At 50.7% G+C, this 22058-nt stretch carries 15 protein-coding genes and 1 pseudogene; 3 read left to right on the top strand and 13 right to left on the bottom strand.

Translation table 11 applies throughout. The features are described from left to right. Positions 1–10 precede the first annotated feature (10 nt). From MYS68_RS31525 to MYS68_RS31515, 3 genes are all read right to left on the bottom strand, one after another. Positions 11–1717, bottom strand: a complete 1707-nt coding sequence (locus tag MYS68_RS31525; RefSeq protein WP_248929581.1) for a GMC family oxidoreductase N-terminal domain-containing protein — start codon at positions 1715–1717, stop codon at positions 11–13. Beyond that, positions 1710–2375, bottom strand: coding sequence for a hypothetical protein (locus MYS68_RS31520; protein ID WP_248929580.1), 666 nt, complete (start codon positions 2373–2375; stop codon positions 1710–1712). The genes MYS68_RS31525 and MYS68_RS31520 overlap by 8 nt, the downstream gene beginning before the upstream one ends. Positions 2376–2633: 258 nt before the next feature. After that, complete coding sequence (locus tag MYS68_RS31515; protein ID WP_248929579.1) at positions 2634–4154, bottom strand: SWIM zinc finger family protein; 1521 nt, start codon at positions 4152–4154, stop codon at positions 2634–2636. 263 nt (positions 4155–4417) lie between these two features. Between MYS68_RS31515 and MYS68_RS31510 the strand changes: the two genes are divergently transcribed. Next, positions 4418–4822, top strand: coding sequence for a hypothetical protein (locus MYS68_RS31510; RefSeq protein ID WP_248929578.1), 405 nt, complete (start codon positions 4418–4420; stop codon positions 4820–4822). 105 nt (positions 4823–4927) lie between these two features. On the opposite strand, the gene MYS68_RS31505 is transcribed toward MYS68_RS31510, so the two are convergent. The 6 genes and pseudogenes from MYS68_RS31505 to MYS68_RS39200 all read right to left on the bottom strand — a co-directional run. Further along, a complete protein-coding gene (locus MYS68_RS31505; protein ID WP_248929577.1) occupies positions 4928–5446 on the bottom strand; it encodes a hypothetical protein in 519 nt (172 codons plus the stop codon). A 214-nt stretch (positions 5447–5660) separates the two neighbouring features. Next, positions 5661–6968 (bottom strand): CitMHS family transporter, encoded by a 1308-nt coding sequence (locus MYS68_RS31500; RefSeq protein WP_248929576.1) that lies wholly within the window; start codon positions 6966–6968, stop codon positions 5661–5663. A 264-nt stretch (positions 6969–7232) separates the two neighbouring features. Further along, the gene (locus MYS68_RS31495; RefSeq protein ID WP_248929575.1) at positions 7233–7598 is read right to left on the bottom strand and encodes a group I truncated hemoglobin; all 366 of its coding nucleotides are present in this window, start codon (positions 7596–7598) and stop codon (positions 7233–7235) included. Between the two features lie 107 nt (positions 7599–7705). Beyond that, positions 7706–14554, bottom strand: a complete 6849-nt coding sequence (locus MYS68_RS31490; protein ID WP_248929574.1) for an S-layer homology domain-containing protein — start codon at positions 14552–14554, stop codon at positions 7706–7708. Between the two features lie 30 nt (positions 14555–14584). Next, positions 14585–14782, bottom strand: a complete 198-nt coding sequence (locus MYS68_RS39205) for a HupE/UreJ family protein (protein ID WP_420852172.1) — start codon at positions 14780–14782, stop codon at positions 14585–14587. 98 nt (positions 14783–14880) lie between these two features. Beyond that, a pseudogene (locus MYS68_RS39200) lies at positions 14881–15114 on the bottom strand (HupE/UreJ family protein); the annotation flags it as partial. 940 nt (positions 15115–16054) lie between these two features. Between MYS68_RS39200 and MYS68_RS31480 the strand changes: the two are divergent. Both MYS68_RS31480 and MYS68_RS31475 read left to right on the top strand, forming a co-directional pair. Beyond that, complete coding sequence (locus MYS68_RS31480) at positions 16055–16534, top strand: hypothetical protein (RefSeq protein WP_248929572.1); 480 nt, start codon at positions 16055–16057, stop codon at positions 16532–16534. A gap of 67 nt (positions 16535–16601) precedes the next feature. Beyond that, on the top strand, positions 16602–17657 hold the full coding sequence (locus tag MYS68_RS31475; protein ID WP_248929571.1) for a DUF3231 family protein: 1056 nt from the start codon (positions 16602–16604) through the stop codon (positions 17655–17657). 61 nt (positions 17658–17718) lie between these two features. On the opposite strand, the gene MYS68_RS31470 is transcribed toward MYS68_RS31475, so the two are convergent. The 4 genes from MYS68_RS31470 to ptsP all read right to left on the bottom strand — a co-directional run bounded on the left by MYS68_RS31470 (position 17719) and on the right by ptsP (position 22048). Next, positions 17719–18753 carry a hypothetical protein gene (locus tag MYS68_RS31470; protein WP_248929570.1) on the bottom strand — a complete coding sequence of 345 codons (1035 nt, stop codon included), beginning with the start codon at positions 18751–18753 and terminating at the stop codon, positions 17719–17721. A gap of 101 nt (positions 18754–18854) precedes the next feature. Continuing rightward, on the bottom strand, positions 18855–19916 hold the full coding sequence (locus tag MYS68_RS31465; RefSeq protein ID WP_248929569.1) for a sulfite oxidase: 1062 nt from the start codon (positions 19914–19916) through the stop codon (positions 18855–18857). 132 nt (positions 19917–20048) lie between these two features. Continuing rightward, the gene (locus MYS68_RS31460; RefSeq protein ID WP_248929568.1) at positions 20049–20312 is read right to left on the bottom strand and encodes an HPr family phosphocarrier protein; all 264 of its coding nucleotides are present in this window, start codon (positions 20310–20312) and stop codon (positions 20049–20051) included. Continuing rightward, positions 20309–22048 carry a phosphoenolpyruvate--protein phosphotransferase gene (gene ptsP / locus MYS68_RS31455; RefSeq protein ID WP_248929567.1) on the bottom strand — a complete coding sequence of 580 codons (1740 nt, stop codon included), beginning with the start codon at positions 22046–22048 and terminating at the stop codon, positions 20309–20311. Before ptsP ends, MYS68_RS31460 begins: the two co-directional genes overlap by 4 nt. Positions 22049–22058: the final 10 nt, after the last annotated feature.

Raw genomic sequence — 22058 nt, 5'->3', positions numbered from 1 at the left:
TTTGCATTTTTTAGTTAAAATATTTTTCCGCCAGCTTTTCCGCCGTTCGGGTGGCGAGCGCCTGCGTGGTCAAAGTCGGATTCGCCCCTCCGATCGCATTGAAGTGCACGCCGTTATCCGCCAAATATAACCGCTTGACCTGGTAAGCTTCACCGTACTCATCCACGACAAACCCCATCCTCATGGTGCTTTCCATGTGGATCATCAGGGAAGCCGGCCAATCCGCCCGAAGCACCTTTTTGGCCCCGGCTTTCCATAAAATGTCCACCGCGATTTTCACGAGCTCGTCACGGTTTCTTTTTCCCCGCTCTCCCGGAACATAACTCACCTTCGGCACAGGTCCGTGCTCATCCTTATTGGCCGGATCCACCGTGACCCCGTTTCGAAAGAGTACCTCATCATCGGCGAAAATCACGATGCTTAAGGTTCTTCGATAGTTGTCCATCCAATGCCGCAGCATCGGCCCGGTGACGCGGCCTTGCGCGTATGCCGTCGTTTCCGTCAGCGGTCCGTGCAGGAAACTGAATCCCGCCTGGCTTATTCCGAAGCTCATGGATGCCGTAAGTCCGGGGCTCAGCCCGCTGACCAGGATGGATCCGAGGCCGGGATAATCCAGCCTTCCTCCCGATGTATGGCCTACAAAAGGATTGATATCCGGGCTTCCCAAAATTGCCGTTAAATCTCTTTCGTCAAACATCCCCGTGACCCAATCAAAATAATGGTTCACCAGCCCTCTTCCCACCCATCGGTTACCGGGGAGGCCCGAATTGAGCCAAAGCCGCGGACTTTCAATCGCGCCGGCTGCCATGACCACAACCTTGGCACGGATTTCCTCCGTCTCGCCCGTCCACGTATCCCGCACTACCACTCCCGCTGCTTGGACCCCTCCCCCCGGATGAGCTCCCGTCAAAATCCGGGTTGCAAACGTATTGGGCCGTATGGCAACACATCCTGTCCGCAAAGCAAGCGGAACATAGCTGACCAGGGTGGAGCGCTTCGCCATTTTATCCACGGAAGGCCCGTGCGGACATCCGTTGATGCAATGTCCGGCGAGAGTACAGCCTTCCATCCAGGACAGCAGCTCCTCCGGGTACTCCGCATTCGTAATGTTTTTGTTCGGCGGCAAAATAGCATTGGGCTGCGGCCGATATCCGGGGACGGTCACATCCAGAGCCGGAATGAGACGCCAGCCCGCTTTCTTCGCACCGTAAAAGAACAACTCCTCCTTGGCCGTCACCGGTGAAAATTGCACCGGCAGCGTCGCTTCCGCTTTTTCATAATAAGGAATCAGCTCGCGATAAGAGATCGGCCAAACATGATCTACTGTCACCGGAAAGGCTCGAGGGGAATTCGCAAGATACGATTGGGTCGTCCCTCCGACACCCGAGTTTTGCCAGATGAACCCCCGTTCCATTACATTCCTGAACCACGGAGGGCGATTTCTGTCCGCCGGTCCCCAGCGAAGGCGCCCCGAGATCAAATTATTCATCTCATCTTCAAATTTGGTATATTGCTGTTTGAATAAAAAAACGTTCAAGTCGTCCGGATGGGAGCTCATCTGCGCCCCCTTCTCTTTATTCGGCTCGGGCCACCTTGAGTTGCCGTACCAGGGGCCTGCCTCCAACACCAGGACATGAATTCCTCTTTCCCCCAGCTCTTTCGCTATAACGGCTCCGCCGCCGCCGGATCCGATTACGATAACGTCCGGGTCAGTCATGGGAATGTTCCCCTTTATGATGAGAATAAAGTAATAAAAATCCGCGAAAATCCCGGTATCCGAATGCCGGACCGGGATAGCCGATCCTGCCCCAACCCGGAGGAAAGAACTCCAACTGCCGGTAATCCGGAGGAAAAAGTCGGGTTGACCCGTATCCGACCCATTCCGAGTAATAACCGAACATCGTTAGTTGATGAAATGTTTCGATCATCGTTTGAACCATTCCCGGGCTGTTCCGAAAAGGCGGGGGCAGCAAGCGGAGCGGAAGATCCAGCCGGTCCAATACATCCATCGCGAGCAGCCGGTCCAGCCGCGATAGAGAAGAAAATAATCCTCCCCCCGAGAAGACATGCGGATGTAACGGATGCTGGACCCGCCCTCTTCGCACGAGCTGCTTTGCTCCCTCATCCAGCATTTGAGCTGCCGATCTGGAAAGCGGCATCGGTAGCTCTTTTACATCAACGGGGACAAATTGCGACTGATCGATTTGCGCGATGACGAATCGGTCCACTCCCAGCTGAATAGCCCCGGCTGCGGGTACTATCCCTAATTCTTCTTCGCATTGGATTGTATGCGGGAGGATCGCGTCGACCAGCGCTTGAAAAGTCGCTCTGGTGTATAAATCCGGCATCTCCCGGCTTTCGCCCGCTTGCAGCATCCTGCCCACCGCCCGGTTTCATTGGGATTCCAAACATACTCTATTTACATATATGGAAACCTCCCTCTCACTATGCCATCGGATAAGAGCCCTGCACAACTTCGTGATATAACGCAAAAAAGGAGCCTTCACGAAAACGGCCCCTGCTGCAAATGTTCAATTGACCCCGCATTTCTGCATCAATTCATCGCGAAAAGCAGGCTTATTGGGGTATTTGGCCAGAAGAAGCCGCGCGATTTGCATCGCCTCTTCTTGTCCTTACGCCCGACCCAGCATAAGTATGATCCGGCAAACGTCGGCATAATGCTTCCTTGTCGTAGATTGGGCAGCTTGTCCTTCAATGTGAATGTGAAACAATTTCTTGACTTCGTCAGGAAAATGCGGATTTAAATGAGGGTAAAACTGTTCGATTCTGGAAGGCTGCGCTTTGACATGATCCAAAAGCCGCGAAAACTCCTGCTCTTCCACGAGAATATCGGTATACACTTCCTTGGGCCATCGATCCTTTTCCAGTTCCTCAAGCATACTCCGATAAACCGGCTTCCATTCCTCCGGCGGATAAGTATCTTTAAGCTGCTTGTAGTACGAGAATTCGCCATCAAGCACAAACCGGACCCCAAGCTGACGCTGGAGTTCCAATTGCCCGGAACGTTGGTATGCTTCATAACGGTGTTTGCTCCAACGGTAGACCAGACCAGGAAGACCTTTCGCTTGATCCTGCGCTTCCCCTTCCTCGGCGAGACGAATCACTTCATTATAGTCGCTTTTCTGAAAAGCATCCTGAATGGCCATTTCCCGGAAATTAGAAAAATGCAAATGGCGGTTCAGAAAATCATCAACATGCTTCTTTGGCTCATTGTCCTGGATCAATCGATACTGCATCACGGCTATCCGCTCGGCAAAATAATTCCTGCCTCTGAAATCATCTGCCTGTTCGGAGACCATTCGGGAAGCTGCCTCTTCCCATGTCCTGCGCATCTCAGCCGTTTCCGCCAAGCGCGCGGCGCTGTCCAGCAAGGCTAACTGCCAGTCAGACCATCCGTCATAACCTGGACGCTCCGACTCGTCCAAAAGCAGCCCGAACAAGGTGGCCTTATCCGCTTGCGGCATCCGGTTACGCTGCTCTACAATCTCGTCTATACACTGCAAGCTTTCCTCAATAAGACATCCGGTCGTACCGCCGGAATCATCCGCTTCCTGCAGAAACTCGACCATTTCCTCCAAAATGCAAAGATAGATCCGGACGGCTCGAACCCATTCCTCTTGCTCGGCCGCTTCTTCGGCTTTCCCGGCTACGATTTTCGCACCTTCCACCGCTTGATCCGCACTGCGCCAATCAACGAATCCATGATGGTCCGAGTACGTATCAATATACGAACGGATCAGCTTTCTGCACTCCTCCAGCTCGTCGGCCCCGCCGGCTTTAGACACATGGAGTTTGATGCGCTGTCTTACGCTGCCGGAATCAGCGAGAGAAAGCAGGAGGTCGATCAAGCTTTCTTTGCTTTCCGCTTCCAGCAGCTGCCTTAAGTTTTTGCTTGTCGTCCCTTCTGCCAGAGCTGCCGTCGGCATTCCCGCACGATCCCGAAGCTCGAGCAGGACCGCGGCCTGGTGCTTGCAGAAATTCTCGTAATCGAATGGACAATCGCAATCGGAGGAAATCACGTTCCCCTCTTCGTCAAGCTCCACGTACACCTCGTATATTTCGCTGCCTTCCACCTCGGCACGGTAAACCAAATCTTCCATCTCTTCTATCGAGAGTACGCAGCCGTTCGACACATACTCCTGGCCTCTCGCCAAAATAACGGGACTTATATATTGGCTAAAATTGGCTAAATTCAACATTCTAATGATCTATACAGCTCTTGGAGATTCCATTACATTCGGTGAAAATGCCTCCTCTTTTGCAAAAGCTTATCCTCAATTGATCGTGTCTGCCGCAGGATGCCAAGTCATATGAAGATCCGGCAGATTCGCCCAGTCATAATCGCTCTAACGGCATAAAATTAAGTGACATACAGCTTCTTACAGGAGGAGATTTTTTGAGCGACATCGACATCCAAGGCTGTCCGGCCCCGCAGAATATCACTTTTGTCCAGCGACTGCAACCGCTTGTCGGACGTACCGTGACCGTTTTTCAACCGGGAATCCCCCTCACCAAAACAACCGGAAAACTATCCCACGTTACCGCAGACTCTTTTAGGGTAGGAACGAATGAAGTGGATTTTAACACATCCTTCTTTATCGTGACGAACGAACGCGTTATAACTACAAAGCCCTATGATTTGACGGCATCCGCCGAAGATATTGGATCTCTGCACGGCAAATTGATCCGTGTCGGAAGAAATTTCGTCGAGTTTGTAAAGATCCCGGGAAGAGACGTTCCAACCATCTTTCCATTGAATTTGTTTACCGAGGTCATTTGCGAACGCGAACACGAGGAATAAGCGCAAAATCAAAGAGGAGCCCGTGGCTCCTCTTTGTCTGTTACAGGGGTTCCAGGAGCCGGTTGCTCCGGCTTAACGCATCCCTTCCGCCGCCGACGGCGCATTTTATGTGAACCAATCTTTTATGTACACCAGGAGCGTCTCTACGAGTTTCAGCAGTCCGCCCAACTTTTTGCCCCATTTAATCAATTGTATAAGCCATTCCCATTTGGTCAGAAACTGAATGACTGTCACCGCCAATATAACGACCGACAGGAAAAGTCCGGCAATCTGTAATGCCTGCATTCGAAAGTAGACGACAAGCCGCTGATTCAGCAGAAATAAAGAATTTTCGTCCGAACGATTGGGCATCTCCTTCACTTGTCCGGTAAGACGGATTAATACGACAAACAAAATAATTTGAATGACGCCCACTACGGTCCCAAAGCCGAATTGGACAAAACCCAATAGCACCTGAAAAACGCCAAACCCTAAGTAAAGAAATGCCGTTACTTTCATCCAAAACGCCAACTTTACCCAGAGCGCCTGCATACCCGTTTTCAGGTTCGGCGAGATGCCGTTTGAATGATCTGCTGCCGCGGCAGCTTTGTTTTGACTCCAATCCGTTTGAACTTGACTTTCCATTCAGGTTTCCTCCTGGTCTGCAGCTTGCGGGCCTGACTTAGAAGCACTTCCGCCGTCATCATGCGATAGTTTTCTTTTCCTATGACTTTACGTGCTTCCCGGCAAAGGGGTTTCAAGTTCGTAAAAAGGATCGCTATAGCCAACGCATAAATTAAAACAAGCCGCCGATAAACGGCAGCTTGTTCGGTCGCGATGAGTGGATTATTCTCCGGCACTAAAAATGAACCACACCGATAACGATCGCCGTCGCCAGCATGACAAGCGTCGTCCCGATCGCCCATTTGAGCGTGAAGCGCTGATGATCGCCGAAATTGACTCCGGCAAGGCCCACCAGCAAATACGTTGACGGTACCAGCGGACTCAGCAAATGTACCGGTTGACCAAGGAGAGACGCCCTCCCCATCACCGCAGGATCGATACCATAGGCGGCCGCGGCTTGCGTAATTAAAGGTAGAATACCGAAATAATAAGCGTCGTTAGACATGAAAAACGTAAAAGGCATGCTCGTAATCGCCGTAATGACCGGCAAATGCGGCCCCAGGGCCTCAGGCACCATGGCAACAAGCGTTTGAGCCATCGCATCGACCATTTTCGTTCCCGACAAAATGCCGGTGAAAATACCGGCGGCAAACACCATCGCTGCGACATTCAATGCGTTGCCTGCATGAGCGGAGATTCGCTCCTTTTGCTGTTCCAGACTGGGATAATTGATCATGAGCGCCAGCGCAAAAGCAACCATAAACAGGACGGTCAGCGGCATGAACCCCGTTATCAATCCAACCATCAGCGCGATCGTCAAACCGAGATTGATCCAGATCAGCCGCGGACGTTTATAATCCAACACCTCCGTTGTCGCTGCCTGCATGGCTATCGCTTCCAGCTCGATTTCGCTGAGGGCCGCTTCATTCAGTCCAAGACGTTTTCTCTCACTGCGGCCAAGGATATAGGCGACCAGTATTACCCAAAGCGCGCCAACCGCCATCGTCGGAATCATCGGCGTAAACAGGCTGGAAGCATCCAGATGCAGCGCGCTCATCGCCCTGGCGGTCGGTCCGCCCCAAGGCGTAATATTCATCACACCGCCGGCAAGCATGGTCACGCCGGTAAGCACCAACGGGTTCATCTGTAGTTTTTTATACAGTGGGAGCATAGCCGCCACGACAATCATATAAGTGGTCGACCCATCGCCGTCCAGCGATACGACCAGCGCCAAAAGCGCGGTACCGATAACGATTTTGACCGGATCTCCTTTAACCGCTTTCATCGTGCGGCTGACCAACGGATCGAACAGCCCGGCATCGATCATAATGCCGAAATACAGAATTCCGAAAATGAGCATGATCCCCGTCTGGGCGATCGATTTCACTCCGTCCATCATCATTTTGCCGACATCGGTGCCGAATCCGGCAATCGCCGCAAATACGATGGGCACCAAAATCAGTGCAATCATCGCAGACAATCGCTTGGACATGATCAAATACATAAATGCGGCTATCATCAGAAAACCCAAGATAGAGAGCATCTGCTTAACCTCCGGTTGTTTATTGATTTCACTTACATTAACCCGTCGAACTTTTTTGAAAGCGATTGCAAACTCTTCCCTTGTTTCATTATAGGCGAAGATTACAGGAGCTGAAATAATAGGAGATTAAGTCCCATAAACGGTTTAAAAGTAATTAAAGGAATAAACATCACGAAGGGAAACCATGCGAGTTCCGGGGATAAAGAAAACATCCAATTGCCCGAATCGAGCGATTGGATGTTCCTATCGTTTCAACACTGAATTTTATTTATACAAAACGTCGTCTTTTAATGTTCCGATTTTTTTGACGACTTCCTGAATATCTTCCTGATCGACATGGAAGTGCTCCAGTGTTTGCGATAAATGCTTGACGATGGCATCGAAATGGATGGGCTGCAGATTCATCCCCTCATGGGCTTTGGCCATCGATTTGCCGGTAAATTGCACACCGCTTCCCAACGCATATCCGATAAATGCGGCTTGATGACGACGCTGCTTTTCCATGTCCGTATTTTCAAAAAAGAGGTTCACCGTCGGGTCGGCCAGCACACGCTTATAAAACTCATCAACTACCGCATCGATCGTTTTTTGCCCTCCGAGCTTGTCGAATAGGGTTTGAGCTATCGGCATTTATTAAGTGTTCCTCCTTTATGACTTACATGGCATATATGGGATTCCTCTTCATATTTCCCATTGATCCGCTTTTCCATGCTGCTAAGTCAGGAGGAATCAATCTCTTATCCATCGATGAATTGCGCGAACTTCAGCATTCGCTTTATCATGACGGCCGCTTGAGCGCGAGTCGCCTTATCGGATGGGACGAATGCCCCGCCATCCATTCCTTCAATAATTTTGGCGTTCACGGCTTCCGTTACCGCAGCTCTGGCCCATTCGCTGATCGCCGCTTTGTCCTTAAAGCTATCGAGCAGCTTATCTTCCATACCCGTCACGCCGGCTGACTTGCCGGCATAATTCAATGCGCGACCGACCATGACAGCCATCTGCTCCCGGGTAATAGGGGTGTCCGGCTTGAAGCTACCATCCTCGAACCCTTCGACCAACCCCGCTTTCACGGCTGCTCCGACCGCTCCTGCAAACCAAATCTTGTCGGATACATCCCTGAACTCAGCCGCTCCTTTATTCTCGGTAATTCCTAACGCCCGAACGATCATAGCGGCAAATTCTGCCCGGGTAATGCTCTGATCCGGACCGAACGCTTCTTCGCTGATCCCCTTCACGATCAGTTTCGAAGCCATTAGCTCAACATCCGTTTTCGCCCAATGTTTGCTCATATCAACGAACGTCTTATTCAGCTCGACAACCGCATAAATGCTGTTTCCGTTCCTCATGACGGTGGCGACCGTTTTCCCGTCCATAGCAGTAAACCTCGCGGGTACAAAGGCCATCTCCCTTGCATCGGGGTCGAACAAGAGGACCGTTGTTTTTTCCCTATCTACCGTCTGTGGGATCAGGATCGTACGCGAAACGTAAGTGCTGCCGAAATCGTTCACTTCCTGCATTTTTCCGTTTCCTTCCACGGAAACGGAGAAATCGACGGGGGAACCGAGCAGCTTGATTCCCGTTTGCTTGGCCGTATCCTCGATTTTCCGTGCAGCATCCCCACTAACTTGCTCCATCGTGATGCTTAGCTTCATATCCTTGACATCGACGCCAAGGGACTGTGCAAGAGCAGTTAGGTCAATAGCCCTTAAAGGCAAGTCGTAGCTGGCGTTTCCACTCTGGATCGAGATAACCGTCCCCGGAGCGTTTTGTTTTATATTTGCCAATGAGCTTGCCGGCAGCTCTACCTTCACATTGCCCTGCGATTCGGATTTGATGGAAATCGTCGGATTGCTTTGACCTGCGATCATCGCCAGCGATTCATTCAGTGACTCGGCGCTGACCGTTACTTTGGTAATGGTCGTACCGTCGGTACGGGTTTCGGTTGTTTCCTTGCCCTTAACCTCTACCCTATCGTGAGATACGGGATTGGCCGCCGGTGTTTCCGCAGCCGGGGATGAAGCCGCAGGGGGCGAAGACGAGCCGCCTGACGATTTCGAATCGTCCCGCGTCCGTACGGCTGCTTCCGGTCCTCCCGTGCTCCAGTTGCCGGCCGCATCACCGGCTTCCACTTTAAACGTATACCCCGTATCCCGTGTTAAGCCGGTAACTTCATACTCCGTTCCGGATACCGTCGCCAGCTCGGTGCCGTTCTTGTACAGCTTGTACTGTGTGACGGCCACATTATCTGACGCTCCTGTCCAGCTCAGCCTCAATGACGTCTTCCCTACATTCGTGGCCGCCAGGCTGCCGTTAGTCCAGATTGGCGGTGCCAAGTCCGAAATGCCATCTCCTGTCACAAACTTCCAAATATCCGACATGCTTTTGCCCGTAAATGCGTCTTCCGCAACGGCATACCATCCGTATATCTTATTTGCAGCCAAATCCCTCCAAGTGACGGACGACTGCTGTCCGCTGGACACATCGCTGTTCTTGCCGATCAGTTGGTCCGTATATACGTTGACGCTCATATAATCCGTGGCGACCCGCTTCGTTTTCGGCGTCAAATCCACATCCAGCGAGAACTCGTCCTTGCCCGGGAATTCGGCAGGATCGTAATAGTTGTAATCATCCATATAGGGTGAATACGTCTTGACATGCATTTTATTGTTGGCGATATCGAATTGAAGCAAGCGGATATAGCCTTGTCCGCCTTCCGGTCCGCCTTGATAGTCGGCGAGCATCTGGTAGACTTTGCGGTCGCCCACGCCGTCTCCGTTGTCGTCCAGTTCGTCCACCAGCAGCTCTGCGTCATGATAATGACCTGACAATACGGCAAACACATTCTTATTTTTCTTGACCACCTGCTCGAAAATTTTATCCGCAATCGGAGCCCGGTTGCCGGAAACAAGCAGGAATTCGTGGAAGTTCAGCACAGCCTTGCGGTCCGGATACTTGGCAAGCACCTCGTTCATCCAATCGATATCGGAATCGCGAATGCCCCAGCCCATGTATATGAATATAAAATCGTTGCCATCCGACGACACCAGATCATAATGGCCGCGGTTATTGTCGATCGATTCGCCGAAGGTCAGCTGGCTCTTGAACCGGTCTTCGCCGAAGTACTGCCAGTAATTGTCGTACGCCCCCTGCTTGCCTGCAACATCGTGGTTGCCGGCCAGCACGCCGTAAGGGATACCCGCATTCTCCAGCACCTTCATGTTGTCGTTGGCTCTTTGCCACTGAATCGGCTTGTCCGCTTCGTCCACGATGTCGCCCGTATGAATGACGTATTTGATTTTGTTGCTTTCTTTGTTGTCGGCAATCCACTTGACGATATCCTCATAGATATAAGGATAGCTCTCCGAATAATACTGGGTGTCCGACATCCAGACGAAGGAGAAATCGTAAGGGTTCTGCGATACCGGAAGCTCGTCCTGAACAAGCACTTGAATCATGCGGTCTTCCGCGTAGTCTCCGGCCTTGATCCATGCGCCGAGTTCGAAATCTTCCTTCCCCGCCACCTTGTCATCGACCGTCATCCACTTTTGCTTGGCCGGGCTCCACACGTACATGCTCACCTTGCGGCCTTCCAGAGAGTTCCCTTTCCATTCCAGCTCAATTAAATCGGTGTCCTTGACCGAGGCGTCCAATTGAACTTGGAACCGCTGGTACGGAAATTTCGTAACGGCGTCGTCCGTCAAGTACACACCGTCGGCCGAACGAACACGCTCGTAATCCTCGGGCGCAAACGGCGTTTCTCCGGCCGGAGCTTTCGTCTTCGGCGGCTCCACATCCACCGCATTACGGAAGCCCGAGAAAGCGCCTTGAGCCGCGGCATCGTATTTAAATCCTTGGAAGAACGACACGTTTAATTTATCGTTTAGCGGGTCGGCTACTTTAACCGCCAAAACGGCATTGCGGTTCACCCCCGTTTGACCCGATGCAGGCGTTACGAGCTCCGGTACGGCGGGATCTTCCACCGGCGTTTCGAAGTGTACGTCCTTCTGACTGACGTTGCCTACCTGATCCGTCGCGCTGATGCGCAGCGTATGGACTCCGGCTTTGATTTGCGAGGAAGATGTGCTGTAAGGCAGAGTAATTGCCTTATCATCCAGCCACGCCTCCGTCTTCAATACACCGGACAACGCATCGGTAACGGTCGCATCGATCGTGAACGCTCCTCGGTAGGATTTGCCCTCCTCCACAGTAGGTGCGATATCCGGAGCGGTATTGTCCACGCGGACCTGCGCCGTTTTCGATCCATACTGCGGATGGCTTATCGTAATGGTGTGATTGCCGTCCGCCATTTGGCGGGTATCCCACGCATAGGCTTTGGAAGCAAGCTTCTCTGCCGGAATGACAAAGTCGAAATCAATGACCGGGTACTTGCCTTCGCTGTCTCCCATCTTGATGACCGCATCCCGATTCGAGAACCGCGAGTCATAAAGCTCCGTCCCGTCCGCAAGAACTAGACGGACATTACGCACATCGAAATCGTCCTTGTTCTCCTCCTTGCGGTCATCGAACGGCGATGCTTTCGTGCCGGCCCGAATGGAAATTACATTGCTTCCGTTCTTAAGCCGATCCGCCTGAATGGGGACCGTCAAAGTCACGAAATCGTTAATCGTATCGTCGAACGTATAAAGAATTTCCTGCCCGATTGTAACGCCGTTCTTGAAATAATAGTTGACGCCGGTCACGTCGAAAGCAAAGTAAGCGTCTTGTTCAAGAGCGGTATAAACACCCGCTTCCATTACGTCCTGATCGATCGACAGCCGCAGCTCGGACGCCGGCGCGTGCTCCGAAGTTCCCTTCAGAATGCGGGTGCCGCCGAATATGTCGCCGTCCTTCACATTCAGACGCAAGTCCGAATGGTCCATCCCGCCGGTTATTTGCACACGGTATGTGCCGGTTGTAATTTCGTTTTTGCCGTCCGAGATCACAAAATAATAATCCAGATATTCTCTTCCGATTAACTCCGGAGCGTAAACTTTGTAATGATAATACGTATCGGCAAAGCTTTCCGTCAAATAACGTTTCGTAAATTCAGCCTGCTGATTGGTTTTATAGAACAGCGCAACGGTCTTTACCCGATTCTCGTCGTGAGCCTCCCCGACGATCTCCAAGTTCTCCGACTGGTCGATAGCCGTCTTGTCCGTCAAGTTGTTGAAGGTGGGGTTTACCGTATCCACAGGCAGCGTGGCCGGTACGATAGGCACCTGAACCGGCTCGACTTTGCCCGGCGTTGCCGGCAGCAAGCCGGCGCTGTATTTGATCATCTGCGACGCGCCCGTCGGCGCGTATTTGTAGAAAATCCCTTTGTTCGCAACGGTTTCCTCATCGGTATCGTAATAAGCGGCGGAAATTTCCGTGCGGGTATTGGTGGCGATGACAATCCCCCGTTTTCCTCCGTTGGCCATGCCGCCGCTGTAAATTTTCACGATATCTGTGTTTTCGACAAGGTTGGTGCCGTAAAGAGCGTTGAAGTCGGCTACCGTTTTCTCCGTATTTTGCGAGTTAATGACCCAGAATACAAGCGTTTTCCGCGACGGAATAAGGAGATCTTCCCGATCGGTCGGCCAAACGACATCCGCATCGGGACCGGAGTCGGTATAGCGGTATTGAATTTTATAATCCTTGAAATTGATCGTTTGATCCGTATTGTTGTAAATCTCGATAAATTCATAGCCGTCTGCGGAGCCGACATTCGAGGAATCCGGCACAAGTTCTGTCACCAACAGCGGCGGAATGCGGGAATAATCCACGCTTCCGGTATCCATTTGGACGTTATAGGTTACGGTCTTAAGCGTATCTTTTCCGTCGTTCACCTGCAGGAAGTATTGCAGCTCCGTGTCAGCAAAAACCTGCTTCGGAATGCTGGCCGAATATTGATGGTCGCTTCCGACCGTCATCGCCACGGACTGGAAATCCGCTGCGCTTGCGGGTTTATAATAAACCACCGCCGTTACGGTCCCGTTGTCCGGGTCGGTAATCCGGGCGCTTACCGGCAAATCCTGATCGACACTGCCTTTAGTCACCGGCGTATGCTCGATAACAGGGAGCTTGTTCAGCGGACCGGCCGGCTGCGCAGGCAGAAGAGCCGGTTCGACGCTGCCTGGGGTCGCCACATTTTTGCCCGTCGTTTGCTCCTGCAAGCTCATTCTATTGGACCCATCCACCGGGTACCGGTAAAATACCCCTTTATTGGCTACGGTTTGCTCATCGTTATCATAGTAAGCCTCCGATACTTCGACTCCTGCCTTGGAGGCGACAACGATTTTCCGTTTACCGCCGTTGGCCATGCCGCCCCCGCCGTCGATCCGGACAAGCTCCGTATTTTCCACTAGAGCGGTTCCGTAGTTCGCGTTGAAGTCTGCCGCGGTCAGCTGATTGTTGCTGCCGTTCATGATCCAAAGCACGATGGCTTTGCCAGGCGGAATGACCGCTTGCCCCGGAAGCTCCCATACTCCGTCTGCCGACGAAGAATTGGTATACCGGTATAAAATCTTGTAATCCCGCAGTTCCACGGACTGGGGTGTATTGTTGTAAATCTCGATAAATTCATAGCCGTCTGCGGAGCCGACATTCGAGGAATCCGGCACAAGTTCTGTGACCAGAAGACCGGGCACCTTGGAGTAATCGAATGAGGACAACTCGATCGCAACGCTATAAGTGCTTGTCGTAACCGTATCAGACCCGCCTTTGGCTTGAATATAATAGTTTAACTCAGGCTCGGTCAGTACGCTTTTGGCTATGGTAGCCGTATAATTCGACCCCGCTGCGGGACTCATCGGCAATGAGGTGAAAGTGGTCTGCGACGCCAGCTTGTAATAAACCGATGCCGTCACCGTATCGTCCGGATCGTATACACTTGCCGTAATGGTCAGATCTGCGTTCGCCTGTCCTTGGGTCACGGGCGTATGTTCGATAACCGGAGGCTGATTTCCCGAAGAGACGGGCAAAAGCTGCTGCGGGTCAGCTGAGCCTGGTGTAGGGGTCGAATTAGCCAGATATAATTCCGTCTGAATTCCGCTTGCCGGCAGCCTGAACTGTGCGCTTTTGCCAACGCTGATATCGCTTGCGGCATAAGTGGACTTCGAAATTTCCGTACCTTGTTTATTTTTAATGACTACGGTACGGGAAGCAGTATTGGCAAATCCGCTGAAGCCGCTCCCGCTTACTTCGACTATTTGACCTGCACTGAGATTTACGCCATACATGTTGTTGAAATCGCTAAGCGTCTTTTTCGGGCTGGCATTATTGTACCAAAATACCATGAGCTGCTGCGGACCAAGAGTCGTATTTGCGGCAAATGTAAATGTTAAATCCGGGCTTGTAGCCGGATTCGGATAGCGGTACAGAAACGTATAATCATTCAACAGAAGCGTTTGATTCGAATTGTTGTACACCTCAAAATACTCGTAATTGTCCGTTCCTACGTTATCCGGCAATATTTCCGTCACAAACAGCTCGGGTCCGGATGGACTCGAACCTTCCGCCGCTGCAAAGCTGCCCGGCGTTAGTAAGCTGAACAGCATGCACCATAATGTGACGACAGAAATCCATTTGCTCGCTTTCTTCATGTTTGCTTTCCTCTCTCTCATGTTAGTCGGTTAAAATATGACGCGCTCAACAAACCAGTACAGGCCCATGATGCCGATGAATGAAGACAAGCCATAGGTCCAAATGGGACGTGAGATCAGCTTGCGCACGGCCCAGATGGCGGGGACGGCAACCAGCAGTACGGCGATCTGGCCGATCTCGACCCCCAGGTTGAAGGAGAACAGCGGCAGCGCGATATTTCCCGCCATCGTGCCGTGGAGAATCTCCGCAAATCCGAAGCCGTGCACGAGCCCGAATAAAACGTGATCCCGATCCGTTTGTTGCCGTCATCCGATTTGCGGAATATATTCTCTGCCGCAATATAGATGATGCTTAATGCAATTAACGGCTCCACGAGGACCGGAGATAGCGACGCCAGCTCAAGCGCAGACAGGATCAACGTGATGCTGTGACCGACGGTAAACGCCGTAACCAGCTTCAGCGTCGTCCATCCGGTCTTGCCGACCATGCCGGCCGCAAGCAGCAGGCCGAGCAGAAACAGCAGATGATCGGGTCCCGACCATATATGCTTCATCCCCATATACGTGAACTCGCGAAGCTGCGTCGTCCATGATGCGTTCGATTGCGCTTGCGGTGCCCCCGGTGCTGGCGAAGACTCCGGCGCTTGTCCGACCGCCGCCTTGCCCTCGATTTGGATGATATTATTATTGCTGTTAATAACCTGAACGATGGTTTGCTCTCCCAGCTTGATTGTGGCAAAGCTTCGATGGTCGGGGTTCGTGCCGTCATAAAAGTTGTACTGGACCATATACCGCTGCACGGCATCGGGAAATTCGTACCGGACATCGATTTGGGCCATCGACATTTTCGCTTTCATCGCAAGACTTGCCGCCGTAACTTTGCCTGCAGCGAGCTTGCCGTTGCCCGTCACAACAAGCCGGTCATTGACGAGCCGGGTCAATTTCTCGGCGGAGCCGGACAAATCGCTCTCCGAAACCTTTCCGTCGCGATCCAGGTCGATATCCGGCTCAGCCTCCAGCAGCTCGCGATCCAGCAAAAATAAGCTATAGTGCAGCGTTTTCTCCCCCACCGTAATATCCGAATACCCCGTGGAGCTGAAATGGGCCTCGGCTGTTCCCATCGCGGCAAACAGCCATAAGGTTGCCAATACGATGGCTATTTTTCTGTAAAACGACATAAGGTTCTCCTCTCTAGGATGGAAGTTCTCTGCCAGGGTAAATAAAAAAGGAGACTGAAAAAACAAAGAGCAAAAACAACCGTTTCAAGGCCGTTTTCGCTCCGAGTTTTCTCCTAGTCTCCACTCTTCGCGCGAAACTTTATGATACATAAAGTATGATAGGCGAATTGTGTAAATTGGCGATCAATTTCAGATGAATTTTTTGTAAACAAAATTAACCATATTTTCCCTGTTTTTGAATGTTTACTCCCAGGGAAACCTAACTAAAAATCATCAAACAATCGCTTGGGACACTAATGTTAAAGGATAGGAAAGTGCCACTATGATAAAAAGGGCAGCGATTGAAAAAATTTTATGGAGTATTGCCCTACCCGGATTTGGACAATTTTTAAACGGAAAGATGATAAAGGGATTAACCTTTCTTATCCTCGAATTCACCGTGAATCAACAATCCGGCTTGAACAGGATAATTATTGAAAGTTTTCAAGGCGAGATTCAAAAAGCCATTCAATCGACCGATTATCAATGGCTCATGTTTTACCCGTGTGTGTACATGTTTGCCATTTATGATGCGTACCGGGACACCTTTGCGGGAAATATACCGCCCTATTCCGCCTTCCCCTTTGCTTTCGCTGCATATTTCGCAACAGTTGGCGTGATCTATTCGCCAAACTTAAGGATTTTTGGAGTGTTATTCGGCCCGGTCTGGCTGCCTATGCTGTTTTGCTTCTTCGGTATTGGCATAGGGATATGGATGAAATCCGCGTGCACAAGGAGACTGCAATCTAAGGATCATCCATAAACAGGAAACATATTTCAGGGTAAAAAAGGCGAGAATAACTGGGAAATCTATGAACGGAGGCTTCATAATGGAGACGATCAAACCAATTAAACTCCCATCGTCAAATCAACGACAGAACAATGAAAACCAAACTCATGAGAAGCTGACTTCCGCTGAGCAGGGAAAACTTTGGGCGACCTATATTGGGAACACCATGTCTATATGTGTTTTGAGTCATATGCTGAACCACGTGGAGGATCAGGAGATCAAAAAGGTATTGGAAAACGCTCTCCGTTTGTCCGAGCAGTTCGTACAATCCATCAAGCAAATATTCGAGCAAGAAAATTACCCGATTCCAAAAGGGTTTACGGAAGAGGACGTTAATCCGGGGGCGCCCAGGCTGTTTGAAGACGAATTTTATCTTCACTATTTGAAATATGTCGGTAAAGCGGGGATTAGCCTTTATGGAATTGCCGTCCCACTGGTAACCAGACCGGATATCCGATCTTTTTTTACCCAATGTGTCGATTTGACGGTTAAATTTTTCAATGAGCTGAACGAGGTCATGTTAAAGAAAGGCTTGCTGACCAAACCCAGTTATATTCCGTATCCCGATAAAGTCGATTTTATCGAGAAACAAAGTTATCTGAACGGTTTCTTTGGAGAGGTGCGGCCGCTGCAAGCCTTGGAAATAACGCATCTTTACGATAACATTGAAAACAACGCGACGAGTAAAACCGTTTTAATCGGATTCAGCCAGGTGGCACAGTCGGAACAAGCCAGGGATTACTTTCTTAGAGGCAAGGAAATCGCCACCAAACATTATGATATATTCAGTCAGATTCTTCAGCATGAAGATTTATCGGCCGCCCCTATATTGGATCCGTTGGTGACAACCTCGACTTCGGCTCCGTTTTCAGATAAATTGATGTTGTTCCACAAATTGGATATGTTTACAGTAAGGATAAGAGCCTATGCCAATGCATTGTCGATGAGTGCAAGACACGATATCGCGGAAAAATATGGACGTTTCATATTGGAAGTTGGAAATTATGTCGAAGATGGCGCAAACATTTTGATCGATCACGGGTGGTTGGAACAACCGCCCCAAGCTGTCGATCGGAAAGCGCTAATTAATAAATAACGTGCGCTAATTAGGTCCCTATGCTTTTGTAGATGGGGACATTATTCTTTATAAATCCGCATCATTTCTTTTTGAGTGAGTACGCCCCGTTTACACTAACGTTATGCCCGTAATAGGGCTTACCGTTATCCTGCAAGTAAATCTCATTATTTGAGAGTAAGGAGAAGGATAGTTCGTACCCTGAACTTGTATCGGTGAAAACCATTTCCGAATGTTGGGGAGTTGCTTCCCCATTATCGATATTGCCGATATTGACCCCTCCTCGCTGGATAGCTTCTTTATTAGTTGCATAAAAAGCGTCCAGACTGAAAGAAAGCCCCGTACCCGAAGCTTTTTTGATGGTCAAGGTAGAGCCGTGTAACTCGTTGCTTCCCTCCAATATGTACTCTCCGGGAATCACGCGCTGCCATGCTTTGGATACGCCATCTTTGGAATCGGTTTTCAGACCGGTCATAACATCCTGAACGGTCATGATCCGGTAGGGGGCACCGGCTTCGGCTTTTTCTTCAAGAGATAAATCCTCAATAAACCCGGATTCGTTCTGTTTAAAGATAAGTAACTTGGAAATCGGAATAGTTCCCATTCGCCCGGCGCCGGTAGTGTAATTTACAATCGCGATAATGTCCTTGCGCCCGTCGCCGTTCACATCCCGGAAAGATACGGCGGAGACTTCAGGATAAAGGAAACCCGAATCGGATTCATACTTCAATTCCGACAATGCATTCGCATGTTTGATGTAAAAATGAAGCCGATCCTTACCTTCTGCCTTTTCAACCGTCGTAATAAACTCGGAATCCCCTAAATTTTCGAAGTTCACCTTAAAAGATTGTTCCTTGATGGTATCCCCGACCATAGACGTTGGTTGCGCCGATTCCGATTGTTTAGAAGTGGGTGACGGCGAATTGCCGGGTGCCGGAGTTTTTGCCGTCTGGCGAGAGTCGATGTCATTCGCCGATTGATTTATTTTAGATTCAACATTGCTTTGATTTATATTTCCTGAGGTGGGCGTAACTGTTGCATTAGGGCTCGGTTGTTCTTTACATGAGGATAGCAGCAAGATGAATAAGAAAGACAATAGAAGTGACAGGAATCTCATGGGCACGCTCGCTTCGGCAAAATTTAGGAAATTTCCCAATAACCAAAATCATGACGAAATTTAATGAATCTGTCAATGGGAGCTGGGATACCATTCACAATCTACTCTACGGTTACATTCACTTGATCTGCTGCGTTATAAGAGTAGCCCTTGCGATTCCAATGGGCCGTCATCGGCTGGACTCGGCCGTATGTATCCCCGGCTCTCGAGATAATTAAATATTCCCCGGCCCGATTGACGTCCCATTCATACCCCCAGTGTACCCAAGAAGCCGGTTGAACAGGGGTTCTTCCGATTCTGGCCGTCACCCATGTATCCCCTCCATCAAAACTGAGTTCCACTTGGCGGACCTCTCCCAACCCCGTCCATGCAATCCCCTGAATATAATGCTTGCCTTTCCTCATGATTGATCGATCCAGCGGTCTTTGTATGGAGGAGTTGACATTCATTATCGTTACAGGATATTTTGCTTGTTCGTTGGCTTTATCCGGGTAGATCTGATAATCCACAGTTTGAAAAGGACCCTGAAACGGAAATTCGGTCACGATGATTTTTCTTACCCATTTAACGGACGCCATCGCATACCAATGTGGAACGATAAGTCTGACGGGAAATCCATGTCTCCACGTTAAGGGCCGGCCGTTAAATTCATAAGCAAGGATCGTATCCGATTGCATCGCTTTTTGGATCGGGATACTTCGCGCATAAGAAAAAATTCCCGGCATATCGTCGCGGCTTCCCGCATCCCAGCCTTCCACAACGACTTCCTGGGCCGACGGTTTTATACCCGCTAATTGAAGCAAATAAGATAGGGAAACACCTTTCCAGATGCCTTGGCCTACAGCTCCTCTTTCCCATTGTTCGCCGAATGTTTTCGGTTTGAAAAATGAACGCTTGTTTCCTGCACATTCCAACACGACTGCAACTGTCCTTGGTGGCAGGGACCGAATAAAATCGTAGTCAAGCGTACGCGGTCGGGCGACTTCGCCGAGAATAGATATGCGGAATGATTCCTGATGAATTGGCGGATAAGCGAAATGATTTCTTCTGTACAGCAGCTCTTCAGGTATACTCGCCAGATTTGTAAAGTGAAAGGGCGTTTCTTGATTTTCCGGCGATAGCTTTCTGGTTATCAAATAAGGTCGTACGGATTCGTCAAACAAAATACCCACCACACTTTTGAATTATTATCTAAGCGTATGTGAGTTATTGCTATTAGATTACAGGGAACCATCCATAATTTCCCAAGAAACAAAAAAGCACCAACCCCATGGTCGATGCTTTTGGCATTATTCCTATTCCTCGAATATTTTCGTAAGAAGTCCGCCCAGCTGGCTGAGTGCCTGCTCCTCCTGCTCGCCGTCCACTTCCAGCGTGACCTCGTCGTTTTTCTGAATCCCCAGCGTCAGCATGCTGAGCGAGCTTTTGCCGTTTACTTTCTTGCCACCTTTCATCACACTGACCTTGCACGGAAAAGTGCCTGCGGTTTGCACGAATTCCTTGGTCGGACGCGCGTGAAAACCGGATGGATTAAGTACCGTATAAGTTTGCGATATCATGTCAGGTCACTCCTTGTCTTTTGCTTTACGAATTGAACGATGCTGTCATTACTGCTCATAGCAAGTACTTGCTCCGAATAATCGGCCCACTCCCGACGGCTCAGCCTTTTGATAAGCGCCCTTGTCGGTAAAATCGACCCTGCGCTCATGCTGAACTCGTGGAGGCCCATGCCGAGCAAAATCGGAACCGCGTTTTCATCCCCGGCCATTTCCCCGCACATGCCTACCCATTTGCCTTCCTTCTCCGCCGCTTGAATCACCATACGGATCAATCGCAAAATCGACGGGTGGCATGGCTGATATAAATACGACACATTTTCGTTCATCCGGTCTGCAGCCATCGTATATTGAATCAAGTCATTGGTGCCGATGCTGAAAAAGTCGACTTCCTTGACCAACTGATCGGCGGCCAGCGCCGCGGCGGGAATTTCTATCATGATGCCGACTTCAATCGAATCGGATACCTGCGTTCCTTCGCGAATCAGCTTTTCCTTTTCTTCCTGCAGCAGACGCTTCGCCTCGAGAAGCTCCTCTCTTACGGCAATCATCGGAAACATGATCTTCAAGTTTCCGTAGACGCTCGCGCGAAACAGAGCTCTCAGTTGGGTGCGAAACAAGTCGGGCTTGCTGAGACATAAGCGTACGGCGCGCAGCCCGAGAAACGGGTTGCTTTCCTCCGGAAGCTTCATATACGGCAGCTCTTTATCTCCACCGATATCGAGCGTACGGATGACGACAGGTTTCCCGTTCATCCGCTCGAGCACATGCTTGTAAACCTGAAACTGCTCCTCTTCGCCGGGAAGGCTGCTGCGGCCCATGTATAAAAATTCCGTCCTGAGCAGCCCGATACCTTCCGCTCCGTTTTCAAGCACTTTCTGCAAATCTTCCACGCTGCCAATATTGGCCGCAAGCTCTACGCGATGACCGTCTTGCGATAAGGTCGGTTCATCCAGCAGCTTGCGCAGCTCGCGTCTACGTTCATCGTATTCCGCTTTGCGGGCTTGATACATCGACAGCTCCTCGGCGGTCGGATCCACGATCACCGTGCCTTCCAGCGCGTCCAGGATCACCGGGGTGCCCGTTTCGATCCGCCCCGCCTCTTGGCCCGCTCCCACTATGGCCGGCACCTCCAGGGAACGTGCCATAATCGCCGAGTGAGAGGTACGGCTGCCGATTTCGGTCACAAAACCGAGAACATAATCGAGGTTCAGCTGCGCCGTATCCGAAGGCGTTAAATCCTCCGCCACGAGCACACACGGCTCATGAATCGATGAAACGGAAGCATACGGGACTCCCCGCAAACCGCTCATGATTCGTCCGGACACATCGCGCACATCGGCTGCGCGCTCGCGCAGCAGCTCGTTATCCATCGAACTGAGCGCTTCGATGAAGCCGCTCGATACTTCGTACAGCGCAAACTCAGCGTTTGCGCCTTCATTTTCTATTTTATCGATGATGGCATCGATCAAATCCGGGTCCTCCAGCAGCATGAGGTGCGCCTCGAAAATCTCCGCTTTGGCCGCACCCATCCGGGCTTCCGTCATGCTGCGGATCTTCTCCAGCTCCTGTCTTGCCAGGTCCACCGCCCTGCGAAACCGTTCCAGTTCGTTTTGAATGTCGGCGGCCTTGCCCTCAGCGGGAACATACGGCTCCTGCTGCAGGCGGTAAGCTTTGCCGATAGCGAATCCGGGCGACGCCGCGATGCCGGACAACCGATAGGTCGTTATTTTGTCCACTGCAATCCCT

Source organism: Paenibacillus hamazuiensis, from assembly GCF_023276405.1.
Taxonomy (GTDB): Bacteria; Bacillota; Bacilli; order Paenibacillales; family NBRC-103111; genus Paenibacillus_AF; species Paenibacillus_AF hamazuiensis.
This window is presented reverse-complemented; position numbering and strand designations above follow the sequence as displayed.